The 23067-nt window shown below is 74.0% G+C and carries 17 protein-coding genes, 1 tRNA gene and 2 pseudogenes; 14 read left to right on the top strand and 6 right to left on the bottom strand.

Going from position 1 to position 23067, the window contains the following annotated elements; genetic code table 11:
• Nucleotides 1-31: 31 nt before the first annotated feature.
• Nucleotides 32-676: an SACE_7040 family transcriptional regulator gene (locus FHR36_RS16965; protein WP_253798051.1), complete on the bottom strand. Its 645-nt coding sequence runs from the start codon at nt 674-676 to the stop codon at nt 32-34.
• A 130-nt stretch (nt 677-806) separates the two neighbouring features.
• On the opposite strand from FHR36_RS16965, the gene FHR36_RS16960 reads away from it, so the two are divergent.
• The 4 genes from FHR36_RS16960 to FHR36_RS16945 all read left to right on the top strand — a co-directional run bounded on the left by FHR36_RS16960 (nt 807) and on the right by FHR36_RS16945 (nt 6916).
• Nucleotides 807-2459 (top strand): carboxyl transferase domain-containing protein, encoded by a 1653-nt coding sequence (locus FHR36_RS16960; RefSeq protein ID WP_380232626.1) that lies wholly within the window; start codon nt 807-809, stop codon nt 2457-2459.
• 62 nt (nt 2460-2521) lie between these two features.
• Nucleotides 2522-4639, top strand: coding sequence for an acetyl/propionyl/methylcrotonyl-CoA carboxylase subunit alpha (locus FHR36_RS16955; RefSeq protein ID WP_253798050.1), 2118 nt, complete (start codon nt 2522-2524; stop codon nt 4637-4639).
• Nucleotides 4636-5655 (top strand): hydroxymethylglutaryl-CoA lyase, encoded by a 1020-nt coding sequence (locus tag FHR36_RS16950; protein WP_253798049.1) that lies wholly within the window; start codon nt 4636-4638, stop codon nt 5653-5655. Before FHR36_RS16955 ends, FHR36_RS16950 begins: the two co-directional genes overlap by 4 nt.
• A 70-nt stretch (nt 5656-5725) precedes the next feature.
• Nucleotides 5726-6916: an acyl-CoA dehydrogenase family protein gene (locus tag FHR36_RS16945; protein WP_253798048.1), complete on the top strand. Its 1191-nt coding sequence runs from the start codon at nt 5726-5728 to the stop codon at nt 6914-6916.
• A gap of 52 nt (nt 6917-6968) precedes the next feature.
• Here the strand turns inward: FHR36_RS16945 and FHR36_RS16940 are convergent.
• A pseudogene (locus tag FHR36_RS16940) lies at nt 6969-7409 on the bottom strand (universal stress protein); the annotation flags it as partial.
• A gap of 612 nt (nt 7410-8021) precedes the next feature.
• On the opposite strand from FHR36_RS16940, the gene FHR36_RS16935 reads away from it, so the two are divergent.
• On the top strand, nt 8022-8783 hold the full coding sequence (locus tag FHR36_RS16935) for an HAD family hydrolase (protein WP_253798046.1): 762 nt from the start codon (nt 8022-8024) through the stop codon (nt 8781-8783).
• Nucleotides 8784-9009: 226 nt separating this feature from the next.
• Here the strand turns inward: FHR36_RS16935 and FHR36_RS16930 are convergent, their stop codons facing one another.
• Nucleotides 9010-9798 carry a GNAT family N-acetyltransferase gene (locus FHR36_RS16930; protein WP_253798045.1) on the bottom strand — a complete coding sequence of 263 codons (789 nt, stop codon included), beginning with the start codon at nt 9796-9798 and terminating at the stop codon, nt 9010-9012.
• A gap of 894 nt (nt 9799-10692) precedes the next feature.
• Here FHR36_RS16930 and FHR36_RS16925 point away from each other — a divergent pair.
• The 4 genes and pseudogenes from FHR36_RS16925 to FHR36_RS16910 form a co-directional block, all read left to right on the top strand.
• Nucleotides 10693-11832: pseudogene (locus FHR36_RS16925) on the top strand (helix-turn-helix domain-containing protein); the annotation flags it as partial.
• Between the two features lie 641 nt (nt 11833-12473).
• Nucleotides 12474-13076, top strand: coding sequence for an oligoribonuclease (gene orn / locus FHR36_RS16920; protein WP_253798044.1), 603 nt, complete (start codon nt 12474-12476; stop codon nt 13074-13076).
• A gap of 143 nt (nt 13077-13219) precedes the next feature.
• Nucleotides 13220-13295, top strand: a tRNA-His gene (locus FHR36_RS16915).
• 103 nt (nt 13296-13398) lie between these two features.
• The gene (locus FHR36_RS16910; protein WP_253798043.1) at nt 13399-13845 is read left to right on the top strand and encodes a DUF4442 domain-containing protein; all 447 of its coding nucleotides are present in this window, start codon (nt 13399-13401) and stop codon (nt 13843-13845) included.
• A 99-nt stretch (nt 13846-13944) separates the two neighbouring features.
• On the opposite strand, the gene FHR36_RS16905 is transcribed toward FHR36_RS16910, so the two are convergent.
• Entirely contained in the window at nt 13945-15015 is a 1071-nt protein-coding gene (locus FHR36_RS16905) for a LacI family DNA-binding transcriptional regulator (RefSeq protein ID WP_253798042.1), read from the bottom strand.
• 238 nt (nt 15016-15253) lie between these two features.
• Here FHR36_RS16905 and FHR36_RS16900 point away from each other — a divergent pair, with 238 nt between their 5' ends.
• From FHR36_RS16900 to FHR36_RS16880, 5 genes are all read left to right on the top strand, one after another.
• Nucleotides 15254-16576, top strand: a complete 1323-nt coding sequence (locus FHR36_RS16900) for an ABC transporter substrate-binding protein (RefSeq protein WP_253798041.1) — start codon at nt 15254-15256, stop codon at nt 16574-16576.
• Nucleotides 16577-16684: 108 nt separating this feature from the next.
• A complete protein-coding gene (locus FHR36_RS16895; protein WP_380232289.1) occupies nt 16685-17701 on the top strand; it encodes a carbohydrate ABC transporter permease in 1017 nt (338 codons plus the stop codon).
• Nucleotides 17702-17704: 3 nt separating this feature from the next.
• Complete coding sequence (locus FHR36_RS16890) at nt 17705-18586, top strand: carbohydrate ABC transporter permease (RefSeq protein WP_253798040.1); 882 nt, start codon at nt 17705-17707, stop codon at nt 18584-18586.
• Nucleotides 18587-18660: 74 nt separating this feature from the next.
• On the top strand, nt 18661-20106 hold the full coding sequence (locus FHR36_RS16885) for a GH1 family beta-glucosidase (protein ID WP_253798039.1): 1446 nt from the start codon (nt 18661-18663) through the stop codon (nt 20104-20106).
• Between the two features lie 77 nt (nt 20107-20183).
• Nucleotides 20184-21077, top strand: a complete 894-nt coding sequence (locus FHR36_RS16880) for a hypothetical protein (protein ID WP_253798038.1) — start codon at nt 20184-20186, stop codon at nt 21075-21077.
• 426 nt (nt 21078-21503) lie between these two features.
• Here the strand turns inward: FHR36_RS16880 and FHR36_RS16875 are convergent, their stop codons facing one another.
• A complete protein-coding gene (locus FHR36_RS16875; RefSeq protein ID WP_253798037.1) occupies nt 21504-22409 on the bottom strand; it encodes a spermidine synthase in 906 nt (301 codons plus the stop codon).
• 82 nt (nt 22410-22491) lie between these two features.
• Nucleotides 22492-22899 (bottom strand): hypothetical protein, encoded by a 408-nt coding sequence (locus FHR36_RS16870; protein WP_253798036.1) that lies wholly within the window; start codon nt 22897-22899, stop codon nt 22492-22494.
• Between the last annotated feature and the right edge of the window lie 168 nt (nt 22900-23067).

The following is a 23067-nucleotide window of genomic DNA, read 5'->3' as shown; positions in this document are numbered from 1 at the left end:
CCCCGAGGCCAGGCAGCGCCACTCCCCGGGTTCAGGCGGCGTCGACCTGGGCCGCCTCGGCCGCCGCAGCGGCGAAGGCGCCCTGGGCCAGGGTGTGCAGCAGGGCCGCCATGCCGTCGCGGGCGAGACCGGTGCGGTCGGCTGCCGGGTTGGGGGCGGCGCTGTGCGGGGTGGAGTTGAGCAGGCCGAAGACGGCGTGCACCGAGACCCGGGCGAGGGGCTCGGCCTCGGCGGAGGCCAGCGCCGGGAAGGCCTGCCGGACCACCTCGACCCACAGCTCGACGTAGCCGCGCTGCAGCCGGCGCACCCGGCGGCGGTCCTCCTCCTTGAGGTGGAGCAGCTCCCGGTCGTGCAGGATGATCAGGTCGCGGTCGTCCAGCGCGAACTCCACGTGGCCGCCGATCAGGGCGTCCAGCGCGGCCGCTGGCCCCTCGGCCTCGCCGGCCCGGCGGCGGCCCTCCTCCAGCAGCCGCTCGCTGATGCCGATCAGCAGATCGGCCAGCATCGCGTCCTTGCCCGAGAAGTGCCGGTAGAGGCCGGGCCCGCTGATTCCCACCGCCTTGCCGATCTCGTCGACGCCGACGCCCAGGAAGCCGCGGGCCGCGAACAGCCGGGCGGCCTCCTTGCGGATCTGGTCACGGCGTGGGAGCGCGGGGGCGGCGGTGACGTTGGGCATGCTGCCCATCGTAGACAGTCGGGTTATCGGCCGTTAACCTGGCGGCAGGAGTTAACGCTCATTAACACGGGGTGGCGGACTCATCCTTCCGCCTGCCCCTTTCGGCTCCAGGGCAAGGGAGCTCTTGGGAATGGTCCCCTCAGTGGCAGCGTCCACCGCACCGGCCGCACCGGCGCCGCGTCTGGAGAGCTCGGTCGACCCCGGCTCGGCCGCGTACCGGACGAACACCGCCGCGCACCGCGAGCTGGTCGCCGAGCTGCGCGGCAAGCTCGCCGAGGCCGCGCTCGGCGGCGGCGAGAAGGCGCGGGCCCGGCACACCGCACGCGGCAAGCTGCTGCCGCGCGACCGGGTCGACACCCTGCTCGACCCCGGCTCCCCCTTCCTGGAGCTCGCCCCGCTGGCCGCCGACGGCCTGTACGACGGCGCGGCCCCGGCGGCGGGCGTGATCGCCGGGATCGGACGGGTGGCCGGCCGCGAGGTGGTGGTGGTCGCCAACGACGCCACCGTCAAGGGCGGCACCTACTACCCGATGACGGTCAAGAAGCACCTGCGGGCACAGGACGTGGCGCTGGAGAACCGGCTCCCCTGCATCTACCTGGTCGACTCGGGCGGCGCCTTCCTGCCGATGCAGGACGAGGTCTTCCCGGACCGCGACCACTTCGGCCGGATCTTCTACAACCAGGCGCGGCTGTCCGCCGCCGGGATCCCGCAGATCGCCGCGGTGCTGGGCTCCTGCACCGCCGGCGGCGCGTACGTCCCGGCGATGAGCGACCAGGCGGTGATCGTCCGCAACCAGGGCACCATCTTCCTCGGCGGCCCGCCGCTGGTGAAGGCGGCGACCGGTGAGGTGGTCACGGCCGAGGAGCTCGGCGGCGGCGACCTGCACTCCAAGACCTCCGGCGTCACCGACCACCTGGCCGAGGACGACGAGCACGCGCTGTCGATCGTCCGGAACATCGTGGCCGGCCTCGGCCCGCGGCCCGCGAAGCCGTGGCCGCTGGCCCCGGTCGAGCCGCCCGCGGTCGACCCGGCCGGCCTGTACGGCGCGGTGCCGGTCGACCCGCGCACCCCGTACGACGTGCGCGAGGTGATCGCGCGTCTGGTGGACGGCAGTCGCTTCAGCGAGTTCAAGGCCGAGTACGGCACCACCCTGGTGACCGGCTTCGCGAAGATCCACGGCCACCCGGTCGGCATCGTCGCCAACAACGGCGTGCTGTTCGCCGAGTCGGCGCTCAAGGGCGCGCACTTCATCGAGCTGTGCGACCAGCGCGGCATCCCGCTGCTCTTCCTGCAGAACATCACCGGCTTCATGGTCGGCCGCCAGTACGAGGCCGGCGGCATCGCCAAGCACGGCGCCAAGATGGTCACCGCGGTGGCCTGTACCCGGGTGCCGAAGCTGACCGTGGTGATCGGCGGCTCGTACGGCGCCGGCAACTACTCGATGTGCGGCCGGGCGTACTCGCCGCGGTTCCTGTGGATGTGGCCGGGCGCCAAGATCTCGGTGATGGGCGGCGAGCAGGCCGCCTCGGTGCTGGCCACCGTCCGCCGGGACCAGCTGGAGGGCCGCGGCGAGGAGTGGCCCGCCGAGGCCGAGGACGAGTTCAAGCGGCCGGTCCGCGAGCAGTACGAGCGGCAGGGCAACGCGTACTACGCCACCGCCCGGCTGTGGGACGACGGCGTGATCGACCCGATGGAGACCCGCACCGTGCTGGGCCTGGCGCTCACCGCCTGCGCCAACGCCCCGCTGGCCGACCCCAGGCCGTACGGCGTGTTCCGGATGTGACCGGGGGTCACCCCGCTCCCCTCGACCCTCGACTCCACCCTCGACTCGGAGGAACACCTCCCATGTTCGACACCGTTCTGGTCGCCAACCGGGGCGAGATCGCCCTGCGGGTGATCCGCACCCTGCGGCGGCTCGGCGTCCGGTCGGTCGCCGTCCACAGCGACGCCGACGCCGACGCGCCCCACGTGCGCGCCGCCGACCTGGCGGTCCGGCTCGGCCCGGCCGACCACAGCGACTCCACCGCCGCCGAGACCTACCTGCGCACCGAGCAGATCCTCGACGCCGCCCGGCGCACCGGCGCGCAGGCGATCCACCCGGGCTACGGCTTCCTGGCCGAGAACCCGGCCTTCGCCCGCGCCTGCACCGAGGCCGGGATCGCCTTCATCGGCCCGCCGCCCACCGCGGTCGAGCTGATGGGCGACAAGATCAACGCCAAGGAGGCCGTCCGGGTCGCCGGCGTCCCCGTGGTCCCGGGCAGCCAGGACGGCTCGCCCACCGACGAGCAGCTGATCGCCGCCGCCGCCGAGATCGGCTACCCGGTGCTGCTCAAGCCGTCGGCCGGCGGTGGCGGCAAGGGCATGCGGCTGGTCCGCGACCCGGCCGAGCTGCCGACCGAGCTGGCCGCCGCCCGCCGGGTGGCCCGGACCGCGTTCGGCGACGACACCCTGCTGGTGGAGCGCTGGGTCGACCGGCCCCGCCACATCGAGGTGCAGGTGCTGGCCGACACCCGCGGCACCACCGTCCACCTAGGCGAGCGCGAGTGCAGCCTGCAGCGCCGCCACCAGAAGCTGATCGAGGAGGCTCCCTCGGTCCTGCTGAACCCGGAGACCCGGGCCGCCATGGGCGCCGCCGCCGTGCGCGCCGCCGAGGCCTGCGGCTACACCGGCGCGGGCACCGTCGAGTTCATCGTCCCCGGCATCGACCCGGACGGGCCGGCCCCCGAGGGCGTCCTCGACTTCTTCTTCATGGAGATGAACACCCGCCTCCAGGTCGAGCACCCGGTCACCGAGCTGGCCGTCGAGGTCGCCGGACCGGACGGACCGCACCGCCTCGACCTGGTCGAGTGGCAGCTGCGGGTCGCCGCCGGCGAGCCGCTGCCGTTCACCCAGGACGACATCGCCTTCCGCGGCCACGCCATCGAGGCCCGGATCTGCGCCGAGGACCCGGACCGCGACTTCCTGCCCACCGGTGGCCGGATCCTGCGCCTGGACGAGCCCACCGGCGAGGGCGTCCGGGTGGACTCCGGCGTCACCGCCGGCAGCGAGGTCGGCAGCCTCTACGACCCGATGCTGGCCAAGGTGATCGCGTACGGGCCGGACCGCGCCACCGCGCTGCGCCGGCTGCGGGCCGCGCTGGCCGACACCCGGGTACTGGGCGTCACCACCAACACCGGCTTCCTGCGCCGGCTGCTGGCCCAGCCGGACGTCGCCGCCGGACGGCTCGACACCGGTCTGGTCGAGCGGACCGTCGAGCAGGACCCGGCGCTGCTGGCCTCGCCGCACACTCGGGACACCGAGACCCTGCACCTGGCCGCGGCGCTCTGCCGCCGGCTCGCCCTGGCGCCCGCCGCCGAGGGCTGGGCCGACCCGTTCGCCCAGGCCAGCGGGTGGCGGATGGGCGGCGCGGCCGCCTGGTCCGTCCACCGGCTGCGGCTGGCCGGGCACGAGCCGGTCACCGTCCGGGTCCGCCCGGCCGGCGGCGCCGACCCGGCCGAGCTGGAGGTCCGGCTCGGCGACGGCCCCCTCCGGCGCGCCCGCGCCGTCCTGTCCGACGGCCTGCTGCACCTCACCGTGGACGGCCTGAAGACGACCTTCGCCCACACCGTCGACGCCTCCCCGGCCGGTCCGGTCGACTGGCTCGCCCTGGACGGCGACGCCTGGGCGGTCCACCCGTACGACCTGCAGGCCGAGCGGGCCGCCGCGGCCGGCGCCCACCACGGCGCGCTGACCGCCCCGATGCCCGGCACCGTCACGGTGGTCAAGGCCACCGCCGGCGAGCGGGTCAAGCGCGGCCAGGCCCTGCTGGTCCTGGAGGCGATGAAGATGGAACACGTGATCGCGGCGCCGCACGACGGCACCGTCACCGAGCTGCGGGCCGCCGCCGGCGCCACCGTGGCCATGGACGACCTGCTGGCCGTGGTCGCGGCCGACGACGACGCGTCCGCGGAGGTGCCCTCATGACCGAGCAGAGCAGCCCGACCGAGCAGAGCAGCATCACCGGGCAGAACGGTGAGCCCGGCGTCCTCGACCTCGGCCTGCCCGACCCGGTGACCGATCCGGCGCTGCCGAAGCGGGTGCGCATCCACGAGGTCGGGCCGCGCGACGGCCTGCAGAACGAGAGCGCGCTCGTCCCGGTCGAGGTGAAGGCCGAGTTCATCGCCCGGCTCGCCGCGGCCGGACTCGGCACCGTCGAGGCCACCAGCTTCGTCCACCCCAAGTGGGTGCCGCAGCTGGCCGACGCCGAGCAGCTGATGCCCCTGCTGGCCCCGCTGCACGAACGCCACCCCGGGCTGCGGCTGCCGGTCCTGGTGCCCAACGAGCGCGGCCTGGACCGCGCGCTGGCCCACCACGCCGGCGAGGTCGCGGTCTTCGCCAGCGCCACCGAGACCTTCGCCCGGCGCAACCTCAACCGCTCGGCCGACGAGGCGATGGAGATGTTCCGCCCGGTCGTCGAGCGGGCCGGCGAGGCCGGGGTTCCGGTCCGCGGCTACCTCTCGATGTGCTTCGGCGACCCCTGGGAGGGCCGGGTGCCGGTCGACCAGGTGGTCGGCCACGGCCTGCGGCTGCTGGAGCTGGGCTGCGCCGAACTCAGCCTGGGCGACACCATCGGCGTCGCCACCCCCGGCCAGGTCACCGCGCTGCTGGCCGGATTCGTCCGGGCCGGCGTGCCGGTCGAGAAGCTGGCCGTCCACTTCCACGACACCTACGGCCAGGCCCTGTCCAACACGCTGGCCGCGCTGCGCTCCGGCGTGACCGTGGTCGACGCCTCGGCGGGCGGCCTCGGCGGCTGCCCGTACGCCAAGAGCGCCACCGGCAACCTCGCCACCGAGGACCTGGTGTGGATGCTCCACGGCCTCGGCATCGAGACCGGTGTCGACCTCCCCCGACTCGCCGCCACCAGCGGCTGGATGGCCCGGCAGCTCGGCCGCCCGAGCCCGTCCCGGACCGTCCGCGCCCTGCTCGGGCCCACCGCCTGACCGGCCGGCCCACCCTGACCACCCGTCATCCCCACCCCGGCCCACCGGGCCGCGATCCAGGAGGATCACCATGTTCGGCCACCGGCTGAGCACCGAGTACGAGGAGCTCCGGCGCACCGTGGCGGAGTTCGCCAACGACGTGGTCGCGCCCAAGATCGGCGAGTTCTACGAGCAGAACGAGTTCCCGTACGAGATCGTCCGCGAGATGGGTCGGATGGGCCTGTTCGGCCTGCCCTTCTCGGAGGAGTACGGCGGCATGGGCGGCGACTACTTCGCGCTCGGCCTGGTGCTCGAGGAGCTGGCGCGGGTCGACTCCTCGGTCGCGATCACCCTGGAGGCCGCCGTCTCGCTCGGCGCGATGCCGATCTACCGGTTCGGCACCGAGGAGCAGAAGCGCGAGTGGCTGCCGAAGCTGACGTCCGGTGAGATGCTCGGCGCCTTCGGCCTGACCGAGCCCGAGGGCGGCTCCGACGCCGGCGCCACCCGCACCACCGCGCGGTACGACGAGGCGACCGACGAGTGGGTGATCAACGGCACCAAGTGCTTCATCACCAACTCGGGCACCGAGATCACCGGTCTGGTCACCGTCACCGCGCTGACCGAGCCGCTCACTCGTTCCGGTGAAAGCGATGCGAAGCTCTCGCCGACCCGCGAGATCTCCTCCATCATCGTTCCGACCGGAACCCCGGGCTTCACGGTCTCCAAGAAGTACTCCAAGGTCGGCTGGAACGCCTCCGACACCCGCGAGCTCTCCTTCACCGACTGCCGGGTCCCCGCCGCCAACCTGCTCGGTCAGCGCGGCCGCGGCTACGCCCAGTTCCTGCGGATCCTCGACGAGGGCCGCATCGCCATCGCCGCCCTCTCCACCGGCCTCGCCCAGGGCTGCGTCGACCAGTCGCTCTCCTACGCCGCCACCCGTCGCGCCTTCGGCCGTCCGATCGGCGCCAACCAGGTCATCCAGTTCAAGATCGCCGACATGGAGATGCGCGCCCACAACGCTCGCCTGGCCTGGCGCGACGCCGCCTCCCGGCTGGTGCACGACGAGCCGTTCAAGAAGGAGGCCGCGATCGCGAAGCTGTACGCCTCCGAGGCCGCCGTCGACAACGCCCGCGAGGCCACCCAGATCCACGGCGGGTACGGCTTCATGAACGAGTACCCCGTCGCCCGCTTCTGGCGCGACTGCAAGATCCTCGAGATCGGCGAGGGCACCTCCGAGGTCCAGCGGATGCTCATCGCGCGCGAGCTGGGGATGAACTCCTGACCCGCCCGATCCGCTAGCCCGACCCGCTAGCCCGATCCGCTAGCCCGATCCGCTAGGGGATCACGATCACCGGACGGTTGGCCCGACGGGCCAGCCGCCCGGAGACCGAACCGAAGAGCTTTCCCAGCAGGCCGTGGGTACTGCCGACGACGATCGCGTCGGCGGCGTACTCACGGCCGACCTCCTCGATCTCGTGGCAGATGTCGCCGCCGCGCTCCACCAGGATCCACGGCACGTCCGCCAGGAAGTCCGCACAGGCCAGCTCCAGGCCCAGGATCTCGGTGCGGTGGTCGGGCAGGTCCACGAACACCGGCGGCTCGCAGCCCGCCCAGACCGTCGCCGGCAGCCGGTTCGCCACGTGGACGATCACCAGGCCGCACTGCGAGCGCTTCGCCATGCCCACCGCGTACGCCAGCGCCCGCTCGCTGGACAGCGAGCCGTCGAAGCCCACCACCACACCGTGCTGGAACAGTGGATCCAGGGCCCGCGAGGGCTGCTCGCGCAGCACCGGCTCGCCGTTGCCCTCGCCGTCCCGCCGATCCGTCGCCGGCCACGTGCCGTCGGTCATCGCACCGTCTCCTCGACCGTTCCCACCCGGGCCCGACGCGGACCCTGCGGCCGGACCCTCGAAGGACCCCGGCCCCCTGCGCTGGCGTGGCCTCGGCCAGCCGCGGCGCACACCGTCAAAACCAGCCATGACTCAAAGCTCTTCACCCGGGACGGACCGATGGCGACCTGCTCCTCTCAGAGTACGACGGGGCGCAGGCCCAGCCCAGCAGTAGAGCCCTTGTACGGCAAGGATCCCGCTTACGAGGGATGCGCGCGCCGTGCCGTTCACGCCCCCGGGCCGGCGCTCGGTGCGGCCCCGCCCGAAGAGGTTCACAGGAGCTTGACCGACCGGATCCCGGATGCGCAACAGTGCATCCACACAACGTGACCCGACCGTCATCGGCGCGCAGCCGTCGCTCCGGCCCTTGCGCCTGCGGTGATCCGCCGGACGCCTTGGGCGGAACGGGCCATCCGTATTCGGCCAATTCGTGGGTTTTCCGCTCGCCCTTGGCAATTGCCACGTGCATAGGGCCGGGACGCTGGCAGCATCGACGGCATGCCGCTGCTCCTGCTCGACCTCGACAACACGCTGCTGCCCCGGGACGCCGCGTTCCGGGCCTGGGCACGGGACTTCCTCGCCGAACACCGACTGCCGTCCGCCGACCTCGACTGGCTGGTCACCCTCGACGGCGGCGGCTACGTGCCGCGCAGCACCGTACTGGGCGCCGCGAAGCGCCGCTACGGCTTCGACCACACCCTCGACTTCCTGCTCGCCCACTACCGCCGCGGCATCAACTCGCACATCCACTGCCCCGATTCGCACGTCGCGGCGCTGCGGGCGGCCCGCGACGCCGGGTGGACCATCGGCATCGTCAGCAACGGCGGCACCCGCCCGCAGCTGGAGAAGATCCGCCGGGCCGGGCTGGCGGCGCTGGTCGACGGCTGGGTGATCTCGGAGGAGGCCCGGTGCGTCAAGCCGGACCCGCTGATCTTCGAGATCGGCGCCCGCCGCTGCGGCTTCCCGATCACCGGGGACTGGACCGCGCACACCTGGATGGTCGGCGACCACGCCCCCGCCGACATCGCCGGCGCCACCGCGACCGGGCTGCGCAGCGTCTGGCTCCACCACGGCCGCCCCTGGGCCGAGCTCGGCTACCGGCCGACGCTCAGCGCCCCCGGCCTGCCCGAGGCGGTCGGGATGATCCTCAGCTCCCGCAACGCCCCGAGCACCGCCACCGTGGCCGCCGCCCTGGCCGCCCGCGGCCGCCGCACGACCGGCCCGGCCGTCCCGGCCGCCAGGGGCGTGGCAGCGGGCTGAGACCCGCCTGCGGCGCGCCGTGCGAACGGCTCGCGCGGCGGGAGACGGCGGGAGACGGCGGGGGCGGGTAAACCGGTCTCCGCCGCGCCGCGGCCCGCCCACGGCTCCGACCGCCGAGCCGCGCTCGCCTCGCGCACCGTGCGGCGTACGGCTCAGGCGCGACGGGTGTCGGTCGAGGGCCGGCGAGCTGCGTGGTTCGGCGGCGGCCCGGCGGGAACGGGCGGCCCTAGCGCCACCAGTGGGTGGTCGCGGCCTCGGTGAAGCCGAGCTTGCGGTAGAGGGGTTCGCCGAGGAGGGTGGCGGTCAGGGTGGCCACCCGGTCGGGGTAGCCGCCCAGGGCGTGGGTGAGGACGGCGCGGCCGATGCCCGAGGATCGGTGGTCGGGCAGGGTGGCGACCCAGTAGACGCCGACCGCCCGTCCGTCGTCGTAGGTGGTGCAGGCCCCCGCCGGGTGGCCGTCGACCCGGGCCAGCCAAGCCCGGAAGCCGCTCTGTTCGAGGAGCGCGGGCGGGAGCAGCTCGGCCGGGCGCCAGGGCTGCCGGGCGGGGATCGGGAAGCCGTCGACGACCGCGCGCTCGACCTCGGCCAGCGCGGCGGCGTCCAGCGCCTCCTCGATCTTGACGGCGACCGGTTCGGCCACCCGTCCGTCCGGATCGCGCCGGTAGCCGCCGGGGGCGGCGTGCGGGAGCGGCCCGGGTTCGCGGGTCATGACGGCCAGCGGCAGCTGCGAGGTGACGCCGTGTCGGGTGAGGTCGAGTCGGTGGTAGGGGTCCTCCACGCAGACGCCGGCCGTTCCCCAGTCGACGAAGAGATCGGCCAACTCGGCTTCCAGTGCCGCCGGTTCGTCGTACGGTCGGGTGATCACCACGCGGTGGGCGTCGCCGGCGTCGCGGGCGCAGCGGATGGCCGTCCAGCCGGGGCGGCGCAGGGTGTCCCAGCCGTGGGCGGCAGCCTGGGCGAGCCAGAAGGAAGCCGCGTTGTCGTTGGCCAGTTCGAGCCGGCCGAGCTTCTCCATGGGGCCGACCCTAGCCGCCGGTTCGGTCCGTGGTCGCGGGAATTCCACCGGGCCGCCAGGGGGGCTCCAGGGGCCGTACACCGCTGATCCGGCGGGGCTGCGGCGGCGGTGGCGGGCGTGCGCCGCGGCGCGCGGTGGGGGCTCGTGCGCCCCGGATTCGGACCGCCTGTTTTCGGTCATTCTGCGTCAACCCCCTTCCCGCCGGACAAAGCCGCAGCCCACACCGGCCGGCAGGCGGCCCGAGCGCGGGCGGGACGCGGATGGGTCGTGCGACAACAAGCCACCGTTGCCCGCGCCCCCTTCACAGGGGGGTCGACGGGTGCCACGCTTCGTGATCGAATGCATCACGCCAAATTGCCATGTCGACATAGCGTCGGATGGTGAACTTGTCACAACAGCATCGGTCCACCAAGTAGATTCGATCTTGGCGAGCAGTGCCGCACCACAACACCACACCACCGAGGGGGCTGGAGCGCCTTGAGCAGGGTGAGCAGGAGCGACGCGGGTGCTGAAGGCGGCCAGCCTCCCACCGGTCTCCCGGGGCGCGGCGCGAGAGTCGGTACGGGTCACCAGGGGGGTCACCCGACGGTCGGTCACCATCCGTTCCACGCGCAGCAGTACACCCCTCCGCACACCCAGTCGTTCGCCCCGTCGTTCGCCCCGTCGTACCCGCACCCGCAGGCCGGTTCCGCTTCGTCCGCCGTGGCAGTCGGCGCCGGCGGTCCGGCCTTCGCCGCGCCCGGCGGTGCGCCGGGGGCCCAGCTCGGTGCCCATCTCGGCGCCCAGCTGGCCGGCCCCACCGCCGGACTGACGCACGGTCAGAGTGGCGGCGTGCCGGCCGCCGCGTCCGGCCTCACCGGGCCGGGCGCCCCCGCCGCCGGTGCCCCGCTGTCGATGCCCGCGCCGCGCAAGCTCTCCGGGCGGCGGCGCCGGGAGACCGTGGCGGTGCTGCTGTTCAGCGGTGCGCCGATCTTCGAGAGCTCGATCCCGCTGTCGGTCTTCGGCGTGGACCGCCAGGACGCCGGGGTGCCGCGCTACCGGCTGCTGGTCTGCGGGGGCGAGGAGGGCCCGCTGACCACCACCGGCGGCCTGACCCTCACCGCACCGTACGGACTGGAGGCACTGGCCCGGGCGGGCACGATCGTGGTCCCGGCCTGGCGCTCGATCTCGCAGCCGCCGCCGGTGGAGGCGATCGCCGCGCTCCGCAAAGCCCACCACGAGGGCGCCCGGATCATCGGCCTGTGCACCGGCGCGTTCGTGCTCGCCGCCGCCGGTCTGCTGGACGGCCGTCCGGCGACCACCCACTGGATGTACGCGCCGACGCTGGCCAAGCGCTACCCGCGGGTCCACGTCGACCCGCGCGAGCTGTTCGTGGACGACGGCGACGTGCTGACCTCGGCCGGTACCGCGGCCGGCATCGACCTGTGCCTGCACGTGGTGCGCAGCGACCACGGCGCCGAGGCGGCCAACGCGCTGGCCCGCCGCCTGGTGGTGCCGAACCGCCGCAGCGGCGGCGGACAGGCCCAGTACATCGACCAGTCTTTACCGGAGGAGATCGGGAACGACCCGCTGGCGGAGGTCGTCACCTGGGCGCTGGAGAACCTCAACCAGCAGTTCGACGTGGAGGTGCTGGCCGCTCGGGCGTACATGAGCCGCCGCACCTTCGACCGCCGTTTCCGCACCCTCACCGGCAGCGCGCCGCTGCAGTGGCTGATCACCCAGCGGGTGCTGCAGGCGCAGCGGCTGCTGGAGACCTCGGACCTGTCGGTGGACGACGTGGCCCGGCGCTGCGGTTTCCGTTCCCCGGTGGCGCTGCGCGGGCACTTCCGCCGACAGCTCGGGGTCTCCCCCGCCGCGTACCGGACCAACTACCGGGCCCGCCGTCCCGCCGCGCCGGTGGCCACGGTGCCGTCGCAGGCGGTGCCGGGCGACCGGACGGCCGTGGCGGTGGGCGCCGGGTACGGCGCGGGTCCGGGCGGGCCGGCGGGCGGCCACCCGCACCCGGGCGGCGCGGTGCCCGCGCACGCGTCCGGGTCGCACGGCGGCCAGCACCCCGGCCAGCACCTCGGCGCTCATCCCGGTCCGCATCCGGGCGACCGTCCCGGTGTTCAGCACCCGGCCGGCCAGCACCCCCTCGCCCAGTACCAGGGCGTGCCGCATCCGTCGGGCCCCGGCCCGGTCGGCGGCCCGTCGACCGGCGCGGCCCCCGGGCCGCAGGCGGGCGCGCGGCAGCGGACCCGTCCGCTGGTGCCGCCGCAGGGTGGTCCCGGCGCGGGGCGTCCGGTCCGTCCGGGCGGCCGGCCCGGCGAGCGAGTGCCCGAGCGGGGCGTCGAGCACGCCATCGCGGACGAGTACGGAGCCGACCAGCCCGGGGTCCGCGGGCCCGGGCTCGGCCACCGCAGCGAGCGGCCCGGCCACGACACGCCGGGCACCGCACCGGCCCGCGGCGCGGGCGCGGGCGGGCCCGCGACGGGCTCGGCCGGCGGTCACCCGACCGGCCCGGCGGCCGGCGCGGGCACTCCGGACCAGGGCGCCCGCGGCGGCGCCGGACGGGCGACAAACGCACCCGACGCCGCCGACGGCGGGGCCGCGGCGGAGCCCGCCGACCAGGCGCAGCGCGGGCGCGGAACGCGGGCGGTCTCCGCCTCGCGCGATCGCGCCGTAGGGTGAGGGGCGTGAATGACCGTCTGGTGTGGATCGATTGTGAAATGACCGGCCTCGACCTCGACCGGGACGCCCTGGTCGAGGTCGCCGCGCTGGTGACCGACTCGGAGCTGAACATCCTCGGCGAGGGCGTGGACGTGATCATCCGTCCGCCAGCCGAGGCGCTGGCCGGCATGCCGGACGTGGTGCGCACCATGCACACCGCGTCCGGGCTGCTGGAGGAGCTGGAGCACGGGGTCACCCTGGCCGAGGCCGAGGAGAAGGTGCTGGCGTACATCCGCGAGCACGTGCCGGAGCCGGGGAAGACGCCGCTGTGCGGCAACTCGGTCGCCACTGACCGCGGCTTCCTCTCCCGGGACATGCCGGCCCTGGAGGCGCACCTGCACTACCGGATCGTGGACGTCTCCTCGATCAAGGAGCTGGCCCGTCGTTGGTACCCGCGCGCCTACTACAACAGCCCGCAGAAGGGCGGCAACCACCGGGCGCTGGCGGACATCCGCGAGTCGATCGCCGAACTGCGGTACTACCGCGAGGCGGTGTTCGTCCCGCAGCCCGGTCCGGACACCGAGGCCGCCCGGGAGATCGCCGCCAGGCACCAGGTGCCCACGGCCTGACCTGCCCTCCGGTCGGGACGGCGGCCCGGCTCGGGGGTGATGCGGCCCACCGGGAAACCCTGGCGCGAGCACCCTCTCGGATCCTGTAGAGTTCTTCCTGTCGGAGCGGGGAACGCGAAAGCGAGAAACCGCCCGGACAGATGGTGGGTGTAGCTCAGTTGGTAGAGCACCTGGTTGTGGTCCAGGTGGCCGCGGGTTCGAGTCCCGTCACTCACCCCATCACCCGAGGGCCCGGTCTTCTCAGACCGGGCCCTCGGGCTTTTCGGGTTTCCGGCGCGGGCATTCATGGACGGTGAAGCTACCCGCTAGTAACATGCTCGCCATGACCACGACTTCGATCGGCGAGCTGCTCGCCTCCACCGTCCCCATGGTGAAGACCCTCAAGCTGGAGTACCTGGAGACCACCGCCGAGCGGGCCGTGCTCCGGCTGCCCGACCAGCCCGAGTACCAGAACCACGTCGGCGGCCCGCACGCCGGCGCGATGTTCACGCTGGCCGAGTCGGCGAGCGGTGCCATCGTGCTCGCCGCCTTCGGCGACCAGCTGGGCCGGGCGGTGCCGCTGCCCACCAACGCCGAGATGGCGTTCAAGAAGATCGCCCGCGGCGACGTCGTCGCGACCGCCACCCTGGGCCGTCCGATCGCCGACGTGGTCGCCGAGCTGGACAAGGGCGAGCGCCCGGAGTTCCCGGTCACCGTCGACATCACCCGCGCCGACGGCGCCGTCACCGGCGTGATGACCATCACCTGGACCCTGCGCCCCAACGACTGACCCGCGCACCCGCGCCGAGCGCGCCGCGCCCGCCCCGGCCGTCCCCGGGCGGTTGGCCGCCCGGGCTGTCGACCGGCCGGGCGGCCAACCGCCCGGCGGTCAGGCCGACTCCCGCACCACCAGCTCGGTGGCGAGCACGACCTGCCGCCGGGCGCGGCCGCGCTCGGTGATCTCGTCCAGCAGCAGCCGGGCCATCGTCCGCCCCATCTCCTCGATCGGCTGGCGGACGCTGGTCATCGGCGGATCGGTGTGCCGGGCCACGATGGAGTCGTCGAAGCCGATCACGGCGACGTCGTCCGGCACCCGCCGCCCCGCGGCCCTGAGCACCTGCATCGCTCCGGCCGCCATCACGTCCGAGGCGCAGAAGACGCCGTCCAGGTCGGGCCGGCGCTCCAGCAGCTCACGCATCGCCAGCCGGCCGCCGTCCTCGGTGAAGTCGGCCAGGCCGACCAGGCCCTCGTCGTACGGGCGCCCGGCCTCCTCCAGCGCCCGCCGGTAGCCGCCGAGGCGGGCCTGCGCCACCTCCATGTCCAGCGGCCCGGTCAGCGTGGCGACCCGGGTGCAGCCGCGCCGCAGCAGGTGCCGGACGGCCATCCGGGCGCCGCCCGCGTTGTCCGCGTGGACGTAGCTGAGCGGCTCCAGGTCACTGCGCCGGCCGGCCAGCACCGAGGGGATCTCCAGGCTCTCCAGCAGGCTCGGCAGCGGGTCGTCCTGATGCACCGACACCAGCAGGACGCCGTCGACGCGCTGCGCGGTGAGATAGGCCGAAAGTCGCTCCCGCTCGCGCTGGTTGCGGACCAGGATCAGCAGCAGCTGCATGTCGGTCTCGGCCAGTTCGGCGGAGACGCCGCTGATGATGTCGGAGAAGTACGGCTCGGAGAACAGCCGGGTCTCCGCCTCCGGGACGACCAGGGCGATCGAGTCGGTCCGTGAGGTGACCAGGGTGCGCGCCGCCCGGTTGGGGACGTAGCCGAGTTCGGCGATGGCCGACTGGACCGCCTGGCGCGCCTTGTCGCTGACCCGGGGCGAGCCGTTGATCACCCGGGAGACCGTGCCGCGGCCGACGCCGGCCAGGGCGGCCACCTCCTCCAGGGTGGGGCGCGCGGAGCCGCGCCCCACGGCGCCGGGGCCGCCGTGGGGCCCGTCGGGGCGCGGTGCGGTCTGGCTCATCGCTCACCTCTCGGGTGTCGCTGGAGATCGGACAGGTGCCCATTGTGGCCGGTTGCGGCCCCCCGGCGGGCCTCCGGGTGGCCTCCGCCAGGTCCCCCGGCGAGGACACATCGCGGCAACGGATCGGACATCACGTCTTGACACCCACCCCCGCGACCGACGAACCTTCCGGCATGGCCGCTGTGGGAGCGCTCCCACAGTGGCCACCCACACTGTAGTGGAAAACAAGGAGATCGCCATGCGCCCCACCTCCCGCCCCCGCAGAGCGGGTGTCCTGCTCACCGCGGCCCTCGCCTCCTCGGCCCTGCTGCTGACCGCCTGCGGCAGCGGTGCCAAGTCCGGCTCGGACGCCTCCCCCGGTGGGGGTGAGAAGATCACGCTCACCGTGGGCGACTTCGGCACCTTCGGCTACAAGGAGGCCGGCCTGTACGACGAGTACATGGCCGCCCACCCGAACATCACCATCAAGTACGAGACCGCGCAGGACGGCCAGAAGTACTGGGACGCGCTCACCACCCACCTGGCGTCCAACAGCGGCCTGGCCGACATCCAGGCGGTCGAGGTCGGCTACATCGCCCAGGCCACCGGCACGCTGGCCGACAAGTTCACCGACCTGAGCAAGGTGGACGGCGTCAACTCCGGCAACTGGCTGCCCTGGAAGTCCAAGCAGGCCACCACCGCCAAGGGCGCCCTGATCGGCCTCGGCACCGACATCGGCCCGATGGCGATCTGCTACCGCACCGACCTGTTCCAGCAGGCCGGCCTGCCCACCGACCGCGCCGAGGTTGCCAAGCTCTGGCAGGGCGACTGGAGCAGGTTCGTCGAGGCGGGCAAGGCGTACCAGGCCAAGGCCCCGGCCGGCACCTTCTTCACCGACTCGGCCAGCGGCCTGTTCAACGCGGCGCTGTCCGCCGAGGCGCAGCAGTACTCCGACGCCTCCGGGAAGCTGGTCTACAAGGACAGCCCGGGCGTGAAGAAGGCCTGGGACCTGGCGGTCTCCGCCTCGCAGGCGAAGATCAGCGCCGGTCTGCGCCAGTTCCAGGACCCGTGGAACGCGGCCTTCGCCAACGCCAAGTTCGCCACCGTGGTCTGCCCGTCCTGGATGACCGGCATCATCGGCAAGTACTCCGGCGACTCGGGCAAGGGCAAGTGGGACATCGCCGCGCCGCCGGTCGCCAGTAACTGGGGCGGCGCCTTCCTGACCGTCCCGAAGGCGGGCAAGCACCAGAAGGAGGCCGCCGCGCTGGCCGCCTGGCTGACCGCGCCGGAGCAGCAGGCCAAGGTCTTCACCAAGGTGGGCAACCTGCCCTCGACGGTGGGCGGGCTGCAGCAGCCGGCCGTGCAGGCCGCCAAGCAGGACTACTTCAACGGCGCGCCGACCGGGCAGATCTTCGCCGCCTCCGCGCAGGCCATCCAGCCCTCGCCGATCGGTGAGCAGGACGGCAACGTCAAGACGATCATCACCGACAACGGCGTGCTCGACATCGAGGAGCACGGCACCGACCCGGCCAAGGCCTGGGCCAACGTGGTGAAGCTGGTCGACGACAAGACCGGTCACTGACGCCCTCCGGCCGCCGACCTGCCCGGCCCGGCGATCCGCCCGGCCGGGCGCCCGCTCCACCGCCCAGCGCCACCTTCGCCCACCGCCACCTTCGGGAGGACTGTCCCCGTGGCCACCACCATCCGAGCCGGGACCGAGGACGGGTCCGCCCCCGCCCCCGCGGACGGCACCACCGCGCCGCCCGCACCCCCGGCCCCCCGCGCCCGCCCCGCCTGGCGCTCCCGCCTGTACCGGCTGGACCTGAAGGCCGCCCCGTACGCCTTCGTCGCCCCGTTCTTCCTCTGCTTCGCCGCCTTCGGCCTGTTCCCGCTGCTGTGGACGGGCTGGCTCTCGCTGCACCACGTCGACCTGCTCACCCCGGACACCATGGAGTGGCGCGGGCTGGACAACTACACCCGCCTGTGGGGCAACGACCAGTTCTGGACGGCGCTGCGCAACACCTTCACCATCGGGGTGATCTCCACCGTCCCGCAGCTGGCGATGGCCCTCGGCCTGGCCCACCTGCTCAACTACCGGCTGCGCGGCCGGGGTTTCTTCCGGGTGGCGATCCTGGCGCCGTACGCGACCTCGATCGCGGCGGCCACCCTGGTGTTCGTCCAGCTGTTCAACCCGGACTACGGGCTGATCAACTGGTTCCTGTCGCTGTTCGGCGTGCACGGCACCGACTGGTACGCCGACACCTGGCCGTCCCAGATCGCCATCTCGACCATCGTGACCTGGCGGTGGACCGGCTACAACGCGCTGATCTACCTGGCCGCGATGCAGGCCGTGCCCAAGGACCTGTACGAGGCGGCGAGCCTGGACGGGGCCTCCCGCTGGCAGCAGTTCACCCGGATCACGGTGCCCTCGATCCGGCCGACCATCCTGTTCACCATCGTGGTCTCCACCATCGGCGCCACCCAGCTGTTCGGTGAGCCGCTGCTGTTCGGCGGCGGGGTGGGGGTCAGCGGCGGCTCCGCGCACCAGTTCCAGACGCTCAGCCTCTACCTGTACGAACTGGGCTGGCCCAGCCGGCAGTTGGGCCGGGCCTCGGCGGTGGCCTGGACGATGCTGCTGCTCCTGCTGCTGATCGGCGCCGTCCAGCACCTGTTCACCCGCCGCAACCGCGCCCAGCTGGGAGGCTGAACCATGGCCACCTCCGTCTTCCCCGCCGCCCGCCGGCGCCGCTTCCGGGCCGGCGCGGGCGACCAGGACAAGGCCGGTCCGGTCACCTACCTGGTCCTGGTACTGGCCGCGGCCGTCTCCCTCTTCCCGCTGTACTGGACCTTCGTCGCGGCCAGTTCGACCGGCGAGCGGGTCGCCCAGTCCCCGCCGCCGCTGCTGCCCGGCGGCTCGCTCTGGACCAATGTCTCGACCGCCTGGGACCAGGCGGACATGGGCACCGCGCTGCTCAACTCCACCGTGGTGGCGGGCTGCGTGGCGCTCTCCACCGTGCTGTTCTCCACGCTGGCCGGATTCGCCTTCGCCAAGCTGGCGTTCCGCGGCCGCGGGGCGCTGCTGGCGGTGGTGGTGGCCACCATGACCATCCCGCCGCAGCTCAGCGTCATCCCGCTGTACCGGATCATCACCGGGCTGGACTGGGGCAACCACCTCCAGGCGGTGATCCTGCCCTCGCTGGTGGCTGCGTTCGGGGTGTTCTTCATGCGCCAGTTCCTCACCGAGGCACTGCCGTTCGAGCTGATCGAGGCGGCCCGGGTGGACGGCGCGCACAGCCTGCGGATCATCTGGCACGTGGTGTTCCCGGTGGCCAGGCCGGCCATGGCGGTGCTGGGCATGCTGGTCTTCGTGCAGTCGTGGAACGACTTCTTCTGGCCGTTCGTGGTGCTCACCCAGCAGAACCCGACCGTGCAGGTCGCCCTGTCGGCGATCGGCGGCGGCAGCGGGCACGACATCAACCAGGCCGTGATCATGACCGGCGCTCTGATCGGCACGCTCCCGCTCCTACTGATCTTCGCCCTGTTGGGGAAGTACATCGTCGGCGGCATCACGGCCGGCGCGGTGAAGAGCTGAGCGGCGGACCGCCGCTCGGCGCAGCGTTGAACGCCGCGCCATTCCGTCCCTTCTACTCATGGGAGCGCTCCCGCATGACTGTCACCGACCCTCACACCTCCGCAGGAACCCTGGCCGGCCCCGCCCGGCGCCCCTTCCCGCCCGGCTTCGCCTGGGGGGCCGCCACCGCGGCGTACCAGATCGAGGGAGCCGCCCGCGAAGGCGGCCGCACCCCCTCGATCTGGGACACCTTCAGCCACACCCCCGGCAAGGTGGTCAACGGCGACACCGGCGACACCGCCGTCGACCACTACCACCGCTTCCGCGAGGACGTCCGGCTGATGGCCGAACTCGGCCTCACCTCGTACCGCTTCTCGCTGTCCTGGCCGCGCATCCAGCCCACCGGGCGCGGCCCCGCCGTCGAACGCGGCCTCGACTTCTACCGGGCCCTCACCGACGAACTGCTCGCCCACGGCATCACTCCCGTCGCCACCCTCTACCACTGGGACCTGCCCCAGGAGTTGGAGGCGGCCGGCGGCTGGCCCGCCCGCGACACCGCGTACCGGTTCGCCGAGTACGCCGGCCTCGCCGCCGAGGCCCTCGGCGACCGGGTCTCCGTCTGGACCACCCTCAACGAGCCCTGGTGCAGCGCCTTCCTCGGCTACGGCTCCGGCGTCCACGCCCCCGGCCGGACCAGCCCCGCCGACGCCCTGCGCGCCGCCCACCACCTCAACCTCGGCCACGGGCTGGCCGTCGGCGCCCTGCGCGCTGCCCTGCCGGCCGCCGCCCGGATCGCCGTCTCGCTCAACCTGCACCTGGTCCGCCCGCACAGCGCCCACCCCGGCGACCTGGAGGCCGCCCGCCGGATCGACGCGGTCGGCAACCGGATCTTCACCGGCCCGATGTTCGACGGCGGCTACCCCGCCGACCTGCTCGCCGACACCGCCCACCTGGTCGACTGGGACGGGCTGGTCCACGACGGCGACCGGGCCGAGATCGGCCGACCCCTCGACCTGCTCGGGCTCAACTACTACAACCCGACCGTCGTCTCCTCCGCCGAGAACGCCGCCGGCCTCCCCCGCCACGACGGCCACGGCGAGAGCCCGTACAGCCCCTGGCCCGGCGCCGAGGACGTCGCCTTCCACCGCGCCAACGACGACCTCACCGCGATGGGCTGGCCGATCGACCCGAGCGGCCTCACCGACTCGCTCACCGACCTGCACCGCCGGTACGGGCTGCCGCTGCTGGTCACCGAGAACGGCGCCGCGTTCGAGGACGTCGTCGGCCCCGACGGCACCGTCCACGACCCCGAGCGCATCCGCTACCTCGCCGGCCACCTCGCCGCCGTCGCCGACGCCGTCGACGCCGGGGCCGACGTCCGCGGCTACTACCTGTGGTCACTGCTGGACAACTTCGAGTGGGCGTACGGCTACGGCAAGCGTTTCGGCATCGTCCACGTCGACTACGCGACCCAGGCGCGGACGCCCAAGGCGAGCGCCCGTTGGTACGCGGAGGTGATCCGGCGGGGCGGGCTCGACTGACCGCTCCCCGGGGCCCGCTGTCACTCTCCGTGAAGGGTCGGCGTGACCTGGAGGCGTCCCGCTCGTTCTCCTCTCACGTGCGAGCCCAACACGCGAAGCAGGCGCAGGCACAGGTGCAGGCGTGGCCGGAGTCGGAGTCGGGGCCGGAGCCGTCCGGCGCCGCCGGGTGGGTGGGGCGGGCCCGGCGGCCGGCCTGGCTCCCCGGGCCCCGGGCGCTGGCCGCGGGCGGGGCGATACTCGCCGCCCAGGTGTGCGCACTCGGGCTCGGCATCGCCGACGCCCACGCGGCCACCACCCCGGCCGGGCCCGCCGGGCCCGCCGGACTGATCGGCCCGGCCGAGGCTGGTCGGCCGGGGGCGGTTCGGTCGGGGGGCGGCGCCGCAGGTGGGAGCGCCGGTGCACCCGGCTCCGCCGCGCCGTCCGGCCGGGCGGAGGACCCCGGACTGCTCGGACAGCTCGCCGACACCGCCGCACCCGTCCTGGAGCAGCCGGCCGCCTCGGTGGAACAGGTTCTCCAGGACCGGATCAGGACCGACGGGCTGCCGCTCCCCGGCCAGGTCGCCGGCGTCCCGGACGCCTTCGCGATCGCCTCCGGCCTGGTCCCGGGCGTCCCGCCGCAGAGCCGCGGCGCGGACGACCCGCGGGCGTCCCGCTCCACCGCCGGGCCCGACGCCGTCCTGCCGACCGGCCCCGGGGCCGTCGTCCCGGTCCAGCGCACCGCCGTTGCCGCGGCCGTCCCCGCCGTCGACGGCCACCCCGCCGGGGTCCGCCCCGCTCCCGCCCGCCCGGACGGCTCCCCCGCCGAACCCGACGCGGCCGCCACCGACGACCTCGCCCTCGCCGCCGCAACCCCAGCCGCCCGCCCCGACGGCGGCGACACCGGCACCGCCGTCCTGGCCCCCATCGCCGCCGGCCTCCTGCTCACCGGCGCCGCCATGTACAAACACCGCGGCCTCCCCGCCGGCCACTGACCCCCGCCCGCGCGAACCGCACGCACTTCGACTCCGCCAACAACCGGACCCGGATCCGCAACACACGACCCGCCGTTGGCGCTGCAACGCGGCCCCCGCCCCCGCCCGAAGGAGCGCGAGGAACTGCGCGCCCAGCCCGGCACTACGGGAGCGCACGGCGTTCGCCTCGGATGGTGGGCCAACCTCGGCCTGAGTGCGAAGGCGTTCGGCGGGGTCGGGGCGGCACCCGCAGGCCACCGGCCTCCGCGCCCGAAGGGGCGCGAGGAACTGCGCGCCCAGCCCGGCACCACGAAAGCGCACGGCCGGTCACGCGTAGACCGCTGTGCGCACGGCAACGCAGCTCGACCCCGGCAGCGACCAGACCCGAATCCGCAACACACGATCCGCCGTTGGTGCCGCGGCGCGGTCGCGCGTTCTGCCGGGCCCTCAGTGGAAGGCGGTGGGCGGCGGGGTCGGGGACGGGGCGGCGGTGGTGTCGGTGATCGGGGCGGCGCCGGCGGTGAAGTCGGTGAGCGGGCGGCCGTGTTCGATCCGGCCGAGGTAGGAGTCGGAGGCGACCCGGCGGCCGAGTTCGGCGAGCGGGAGGGGTTGGTGGCTCGCCGCGAGGATGAGGTTGCCGAAGCGCTTGCCGCGCAGGACGGCCGGGTCAGCGATCAGGCAGACCTCGGGGAAGACGGCGAGCAGGGTCGCCGCCTCGGCGCGGGCGAACGGCAGGGCGGCGCCGTCGGCGATGTTCGCGGCGAAGCGGCCGTCCGGGGCGAGGGCACGGGAGGCGAGTTCGGCGAATTCGACGGTGGTGCAGTGCGCGGGCACCCGGGCGCCGGAGAAGACGTCCGCGATGACCAGGTCGACGCTGCCTTCGGGGGTCCGTTCGAGGACGGCGCGGGCGTCGGCGCCTCGCACCTTGATCTGCCAGCCGCGTTCCAACGGCAGTTCGGTGCGGACGAGTTCGGTCAGGGCGGTGTCGATCTCGGCGACCTGCTGGCGGGAGCGCGGGCGGGTGGCGGCCGTGTAGCGGGCGAGGGTGAGGGCGCCGCCGCCCAGGTGCAGGGCGGTGATGGGGCGTCCGGGCGGGGCGGCGAGGTCGATCAGGTGGCCGAGGCGGCGCTGGTACTCGAAGCCGAGGTGGGTGGGATCGGCGAGGTCGACGAGGGACTGCGGGGCGCCGTCGACCAGCAGCTGCCAGCCGTACGGGCGGTCGCGGTCGGGGCGCAGTTCTGCGGTGCCGGAGCCGACGGTGCGGATGAGCGGGCCCTGGGTGTGCGTGCGTCCCTCGCCGGGGCCGGTGGCCGGGCTGTCGTCCCGGACTCGGCCGGACCTGTTGCGTCCCATGAGCACATTATCGCCGCCGCTGGGAGCCGCTCCGCGCGGACCACTCCGCGCGACGGCCGGGTCGGCGCCGCAGGTCGGAAGGTCAGAACGGACCGAGGCCGCCTGCCGTGAGCGTGCAGGCGGCCTCGCAGAGGGCGGAGCGCAGGACCCAGGCGTCGGTGGGTCGGACCAGGCATTCGGGGCCGGTCGGCGGCATGATCCAGTGCGGGTCGGTGGGTGGCAGGACGGTGGCGCCGGGGGTACAGGAGCTGCCGGGGAGGTGCCAGCTCTCGGCGGTGCCGGCGGGGACGAGGAAGGCGATCGCGGAGCCGCTCTCGGTCTGCCGGACGGCGCCGCAGGCGCGTCGCAGGCGGAGGATGTCGACCGCTTCCAGGCCGTGCCGGGCCGGGACGGTGACGGTGTCGTACAGGGCGGCGGGGCGGACGGCGGGGCACGCGGTGGCGGCGCCCTGCGCGGTCCGGCCTCGGTACTGCGGCACTCCGGTGGTCATGGGGACCTCCTGTCACCTGGTCTGCTCGGAGGGCCGACCGGCCTCCGTCACCCGGTCGAGTGGGGCGAACCACGCGAGCGGGCGGCGGATGGGGGTGGCGCGGGGGCCTTCCACGTATCAGGACAACGGTGGAAAGGGGGAGGAGGCCACGGGGTGGCGTACAGCAAG

This window comes from Kitasatospora cinereorecta (assembly GCF_024172095.1).
Classification (GTDB): Bacteria; Actinomycetota; Actinomycetes; order Streptomycetales; family Streptomycetaceae; genus Kitasatospora; species Kitasatospora cinereorecta.
The sequence above is the reverse complement of the archived record's forward strand: the minus strand, read 5'-3'. Positions and strand labels throughout refer to the sequence as shown.

What these genes read in the sequence shown, in the direction of transcription:
- FHR36_RS16965 (WP_253798051.1), bottom strand. Translation starts at nt 676, where the DNA reads ATGCCCAACGTCACCGCCGCCCCCGCGCTCCCACGCCGTGACCAGATC.
- FHR36_RS16960 (WP_380232626.1), top strand. Translation starts at nt 807, where the DNA reads ATGGTCCCCTCAGTGGCAGCGTCCACCGCACCGGCCGCACCGGCGCCG.
- FHR36_RS16955 (WP_253798050.1), top strand. Translation starts at nt 2,522, where the DNA reads ATGTTCGACACCGTTCTGGTCGCCAACCGGGGCGAGATCGCCCTGCGG.
- FHR36_RS16950 (WP_253798049.1), top strand. Translation starts at nt 4,636, where the DNA reads ATGACCGAGCAGAGCAGCCCGACCGAGCAGAGCAGCATCACCGGGCAG.
- FHR36_RS16945 (WP_253798048.1), top strand. Translation starts at nt 5,726, where the DNA reads ATGTTCGGCCACCGGCTGAGCACCGAGTACGAGGAGCTCCGGCGCACC.
- FHR36_RS16935 (WP_253798046.1), top strand. Translation starts at nt 8,022, where the DNA reads ATGCCGCTGCTCCTGCTCGACCTCGACAACACGCTGCTGCCCCGGGAC.
- FHR36_RS16930 (WP_253798045.1), bottom strand. Translation starts at nt 9,798, where the DNA reads ATGGAGAAGCTCGGCCGGCTCGAACTGGCCAACGACAACGCGGCTTCC.
- FHR36_RS16910 (WP_253798043.1), top strand. Translation starts at nt 13,399, where the DNA reads ATGACCACGACTTCGATCGGCGAGCTGCTCGCCTCCACCGTCCCCATG.
- FHR36_RS16905 (WP_253798042.1), bottom strand. Translation starts at nt 15,015, where the DNA reads ATGAGCCAGACCGCACCGCGCCCCGACGGGCCCCACGGCGGCCCCGGC.
- FHR36_RS16900 (WP_253798041.1), top strand. Translation starts at nt 15,254, where the DNA reads ATGCGCCCCACCTCCCGCCCCCGCAGAGCGGGTGTCCTGCTCACCGCG.
- FHR36_RS16890 (WP_253798040.1), top strand. Translation starts at nt 17,705, where the DNA reads ATGGCCACCTCCGTCTTCCCCGCCGCCCGCCGGCGCCGCTTCCGGGCC.
- FHR36_RS16885 (WP_253798039.1), top strand. Translation starts at nt 18,661, where the DNA reads ATGACTGTCACCGACCCTCACACCTCCGCAGGAACCCTGGCCGGCCCC.
- FHR36_RS16875 (WP_253798037.1), bottom strand. Translation starts at nt 22,409, where the DNA reads ATGGGACGCAACAGGTCCGGCCGAGTCCGGGACGACAGCCCGGCCACC.
- FHR36_RS16870 (WP_253798036.1), bottom strand. Translation starts at nt 22,899, where the DNA reads ATGACCACCGGAGTGCCGCAGTACCGAGGCCGGACCGCGCAGGGCGCC.